Genomic DNA, 5,060 nt, shown 5'->3' on the forward strand with positions numbered 1-5,060 from the left:
GGCCATGCCCGGCGAAGGTGTGCGATTTCCCGCGTCCGCCGGGCATGGCCCGGCGCTGCCAGGACAGGTCAGCGCTTCGGTATCCGCAGCAGCTGCGTGGCACTCGCGCGGTCGTGCCAGGTCAGCCGCTGGCGATCCACCAAGGCCCACCAGAAGCCCAATCCGCCCAGCAGCAACGACAGCGTGGCCACCGCGAAGCGCAGCCACAGCTGGCCGCGTCGCAACGGCGTGCCATCGCGTGATTCCAGCTTCAAGCGCCACGGGCGCATGCCCAGCGTCTGCCCACCGCGCCGCCAGCTGGCGGTGGCATACCACCCGGTCAACCCCCAGCACACCGCCCACAGCAGCCATTGCCAGGTACTGAAAGGCGCGATGTTCTCGCGCTGCGCATGGCCGCTGAACGTATAGGCCAGGGTGAAGGCCGTGCCGGCCAGCATCCACAAGGCCAACACCGGCAGCGCGTCATAGATCATCGCCAGCAGGCGCCACAGCAGCAGCGCGCGCGGGCGGGGCGTATCAGCGGCGACGTGGGCCGCATCGGTGGCGGGGCTCGACATGTGCCGAGCATACGCAATGCTGGCCGTGCCCGCAGTTGGCCTCGTATCCTGCGTGCATGGCCGTCACTTCCACTCCCGCCGAACGTCGTCAGCTGGTCCAGCAATTGCCCGAGCTGCGCGGCGAGGACAGCCAGCGCATCCAGCGTTTCCTCGATGCGATCTGGGCCGAGCACGGTCTGGCCCGCGCCACCCTGGACAGCTATCGCCGCGACCTTGAAGGCCTGGCGCGCTGGTGTGACGGGCGCGACGGTGGTCTGGCCGGTGTTGAGCGCGCCGGCCTGTTTGACTATCTGGCCTGGCGCACCCGCCACAACTGGTCGCCGCGCAGCAACGCGCGGCTGCTGTCGGCGCTGCGTGCCTTCTTCGCCGACGCCGTGCGCCGTGGCGAACGCAGCGAGGATCCCAGCGCGCTGCTGGACCCGCCGAAGCTGCCACGGCTGCTGCCCAAGGCGCTGGCCGAGAGCCAGATCGACGCGCTGCTGGCGGCACCGGATATCGACAGTCCGCTCGGCCTGCGCGACCGCGCCATGCTGGAGCTGATGTATGCCGCCGGGCTGCGGGTGAGCGAGCTGGTGCTGTTGCCCGCCACGGCGGTGAACCTGCGCCAGGGCGTGCTGCGGGTGACCGGCAAGGGCAGCAAGGAACGCCTGGTGCCGCTGGGCGAGGAGTCGCAGTACTGGCTGGAACGCTACCTGCAGCAGTCGCGACCGCAGCTGGTGGGGAAGGGCAAGGTGCAGGCGCTGGCCGACGGGCAGACGCCCTTGTTCATCGAACCGGCGCTGCATGGCTTGACCCGCCAGGCCTTCTGGCACCTGGTCAAGCGATACGCGGCGGTGGCCGGTATCGACCCGGCGCGGATCAGTCCGCATGGCCTGCGGCACAGTTTCGCCACCCACCTGCTGAACCGTGGCGCCGACCTGCGCGCGCTGCAGATGCTGCTGGGCCACAGCTCGCTGTCCACCACGCAGATCTACACGCTGGTCGCACGCGAACACCTGCAGAAACTGCACGCCCGCCATCATCCACGCGGCTGAGCCCGCGGCTGAACCCCTGCCGGGCCTGTGCGCGGCATCGCGGACCGCTCAGGATGGCTGTGTCAGAATCCGGGGTCTTCTTTCTGCTGCGGACTGCTCCATGCTCCGATTCGCCATCGCCGCCGTGTTCGGCGCGCTCAGCCTGAGTGCCTGCGCCCAGCCCGCCCCGCCCGCCGCAAAGGCCCCCGCTGCAGCGGCAGCCAAGGCCGGCCCTGCCGCCACGGCCAATGCTCCGGCCGAGCAGGCTGTGCGCAAGGCGCTGACCGAGCTCAACCCCGGCTTCCAGGTGGACTACATCGGTGCCGCGCCCTTCCCGGGCTTCCGTGAAGTGGTGGTCTCCGGCCAGCTGCTGTACGTCTCCGACGACGGCCGCTACCTGTTCCAGTCGCAGCCCTACGACACCCGCGCCAAGAGCCCGGCCAACAGCGAAGGCCTGCTGGGCTACCGTCGCGACCTGCTGGCCAAGGCCAACCATGGCGACCGCATCGTGTTCGCCGCGCCGAACGCGAAGTACACCATCAGCGTGTTCACCGACATCGAATGCGGCTACTGCCGCAAGCTGCACCAGGACATCGCCGAGCTCAACCGCAACGGCATCACCGTCGAATACCTGGCCTTCCCGCGCATGGGGCTGGGCAGCAAGGATTACACCGACATGATCTCGGTCTGGTGCGCGGCCGATCGCCGCCAGGCGCTGACCAATGCCAAGCGTGGTGGCACGGTGGCAGCGAAGAACTGCACCAACCCGGTGGCGATGCAGTACGCCCTGGGCCAGCAGTTGGGCGTGAACGGTACGCCGGCCATCTTCGCGCCGGATGGCACCCAGCTCGGCGGCTACCTGCCGCCGGCGCAGCTGCGTGCGGCGTTGGAGAAGCGCGCGGCTGCAGGCGCGGCTGGCGGCGGCCGCTGATCTGATGCGATTCCGCCGGGCTCGGCCCGGCGGATGTGGCAACGCGAACGAGGCCGGGGACGCAGTGCGCCCCCGGCCTTTTTTTACTTCAACCCATCACTGACCGCCTTGGTCAGCGTGCCCTGCGCATCGTCGCCGCTGAACTCCCAGACGAACGCACCGCCCAGTCCCTGGGTCTTCACGTAGCCCATCTTGCGGGTGATGTTGGCCGGTGTATCGAAGCTCCACAACGTGCTGCCGTTGTAGATCCAGGTGGCACCGGCGGTGTTGTCGGTGTAGCCCGGCCACGCCAGGTTCTTCAGCACCTTCCAGTCTTCAATGCCGGCCTCGTAGGTACCCGGTGCCGCACCGGTGGCGTTCTGGTACAGGCCGTTGTTGGCGTTGGTCACCCCGGTCCAGCCACGCCCGTAATAACCGATGCCCAGGTTGAGCTTGGCGGCGGGAACACCGCGGCTGATGAAGGCCTCGATGGCGTCGTTGCTGTTGTACAGCTTCTGGTCGCCGGTGGACGGATCATTCGGCGAATCGAACAGCGCCGACTGGTGATTGGTCTTCGCATCCCACGCGCCGTGGAAGTCGTAGGTCATCACGTTGATGTAGTCCAGGTACGGGTGGTATGCGGCCGGATCGGTGACGCGGATCTTGTCGATGCCGGCACCGACCGCCACCGTCAGCAGCAGGCCCGGGCGCACCGCATCGAGCTGGCGGCGGAATTCGGCCATCAGCGCGGTGAAGTTGGCGTTGTCCTCGGGCGTGCCGCAGGCGATACCGCAGGCCACCGGGTACTCCCAGTCGATGTCGATGCCATCGAACACCCCCAGCGCCGCACCGGGGCCACCGGCACCGTCGGTCACCGGCAGGTTGCCCTTGATGTAGGCGTCGATGCACGAAGCGACGAAGGCCTGGCGGTTGGCCGGTTGCGCCGCGCTGGAGAAGCCGCGCGACCAGGTCCAGCCACCCAGCGAGATCAGCACCTTCATGCCCGGGTACTTGGCCTTGAGCTGCTTGAGCTGGTTCCAGTTGCCGCGCAGCGGCTGGTCCCAGGTATCGGCGCTGCCGCTCACGCTTTCGCCGGCACCGAAGGCCTTGGTGTAGTCGGCGAAGGCATCGCCACCGGCTCCGCTGTTCGGGTCCGACGCCTGGGTGATGCCTACTTCGCAGCGGTTGTTGCGCACGTTGCCGAAGGCGTAGTTGATGTGGGTCAGGCGCGCGGCCGAACCGCTGCTGTCGATGTTCTTGACCCGGTAGTTGCGGCCATAGATGCCCCACTGGGTGAAGTAACCGATGACCCGCTTGCCGGTGGTGCCACCGTCGCCGGCCAGGGTGCTGGCGGTCACTGCCGTGCCCTGTGCCGACGCGTTGCCGGCGTTGTCACGGGCGCGCACGCGGTAGCTGTAGCTGGTCGATGCAGTCAGGCCACCATCGACATAGCTGGCGCTGGACGGTGAGCCGACCAGACTGCCATTGCGGTACACGTCGTAGCCGGCCACGCCGCTGCCACCGGTGTTGTCGGTGGACGGGCTCCAGCTCAGGGCGATGCTGCTGGCGGTGCGGGTACCCACGGCCAGGCCACCGGGCACGCTGGGCGCGGTGGTATCGCCACTGGCCGCGTTGACGGTGATGGTGATGGTCGCGGTGCTGGCGGTGGCGTTGTTGTTGTCGGTGGCGACCGCGCGCAGGGTGTGGCTGCCGGCGCTGGCGTTGGCCCAGCTGGCGCTGTACGGCGCGCTGGTGTCGACGCCCAGCGAACTGCCATCGCGGAAGAACTCGACCTTGCTGACGCTGCCGTCCGCATCACTGGCGTTGGCGGTCACGTTGACCGTGCTGCCGGCGCTGAAGGTGGCGCCGTTGGCCGGCGAGGTCAGGCTGACCACGGGCGGCTGGTTGGTCCCGCCGCCGTCGCAGGCGCCGAGGTTGGTGTAGTAGGGCGCCCCGGCCGGATGGTCCGGCGGCGCATTCCAGATGTCCTGGTTCGCCCGGTAGAGGACCCCTCCCTTCTGCAGGGTGTCGCCACTGCGGTAGATCTTGGCCTGGTCCCATTCGGCCACGCCGGCACAGCTGGYGGCCTGGGCCAGGCCGGGCAGGGCAACCGCCCCGGCCAGGGCCAGCAGCCAGGCCAGACGGCGCGGGCGACAGCGATGAAGGGAAGGGTGGGCACTGCGTACATCGGCACTCTGCACAAGCGGGTCGTACATGGTGTGTCTCCGATCGATGGTTGGCGCGCGGGCCAGGACGGCGCCGCACGTAACGCAGGGTCCGGACATCGCCCGGGAAGGCGACGGAGGGGGCGGACGGAGGTACCTGGTGGGCCGGGGAGAGAGTCCGGCGCCAGGTGGGGACAACGTTGTCATCAATTGCGTGGTCAATCCGTGAGCGAGTGCATGGTTCGAGGATTTGGCGGAGAGCGGCGCTGGCGCGCGGTCGGCAGCCATCGGCGGAGCCCCCTCGTGGTTGGCGTCTGGAGCAGGTTCCGGAGTTGGGCCGGGCGGGTGGGCTGYGCAGGGGGCGCTGCAAGTACGTCCCTGTAAGCTCGGTCGCCGCATCCATGCGGCTCACGCC

4 protein-coding genes are annotated in these 5,060 nt (G+C 68.8%); 2 read left to right on the top strand and 2 right to left on the bottom strand.

Going from position 1 to position 5,060, the window contains the following annotated elements:
* Positions 1–68 precede the first annotated feature (68 nt).
* Positions 69–557 (bottom strand): RDD family protein, encoded by a 489-nt coding sequence (locus AB4Y84_RS12775; protein WP_312787780.1) that lies wholly within the window; start codon positions 555–557, stop codon positions 69–71.
* A gap of 56 nt (positions 558–613) precedes the next feature.
* Between AB4Y84_RS12775 and xerD the strand changes: the two genes are divergently transcribed.
* Both xerD and AB4Y84_RS12785 read left to right on the top strand, forming a co-directional pair.
* Positions 614–1,591: a site-specific tyrosine recombinase XerD gene (xerD, locus tag AB4Y84_RS12780; RefSeq protein WP_033830309.1), complete on the top strand. Its 978-nt coding sequence runs from the start codon at positions 614–616 to the stop codon at positions 1,589–1,591.
* Between the two features lie 100 nt (positions 1,592–1,691).
* Positions 1,692–2,501: a thioredoxin fold domain-containing protein gene (locus AB4Y84_RS12785; protein WP_313251767.1), complete on the top strand. Its 810-nt coding sequence runs from the start codon at positions 1,692–1,694 to the stop codon at positions 2,499–2,501.
* 83 nt (positions 2,502–2,584) lie between these two features.
* Here the strand turns inward: AB4Y84_RS12785 and AB4Y84_RS12790 are convergent, their stop codons facing one another.
* Positions 2,585–4,696, bottom strand: a complete 2,112-nt coding sequence (locus tag AB4Y84_RS12790) for a glycosyl hydrolase family 18 protein (RefSeq protein WP_442250227.1) — start codon at positions 4,694–4,696, stop codon at positions 2,585–2,587.
* Positions 4,697–5,060 lie beyond the last annotated feature (364 nt).

The organism is Stenotrophomonas sp. 2YAF22, from assembly GCF_052114665.1.
GTDB lineage: Bacteria > Pseudomonadota > Gammaproteobacteria > Xanthomonadales > Xanthomonadaceae > Stenotrophomonas > Stenotrophomonas indicatrix.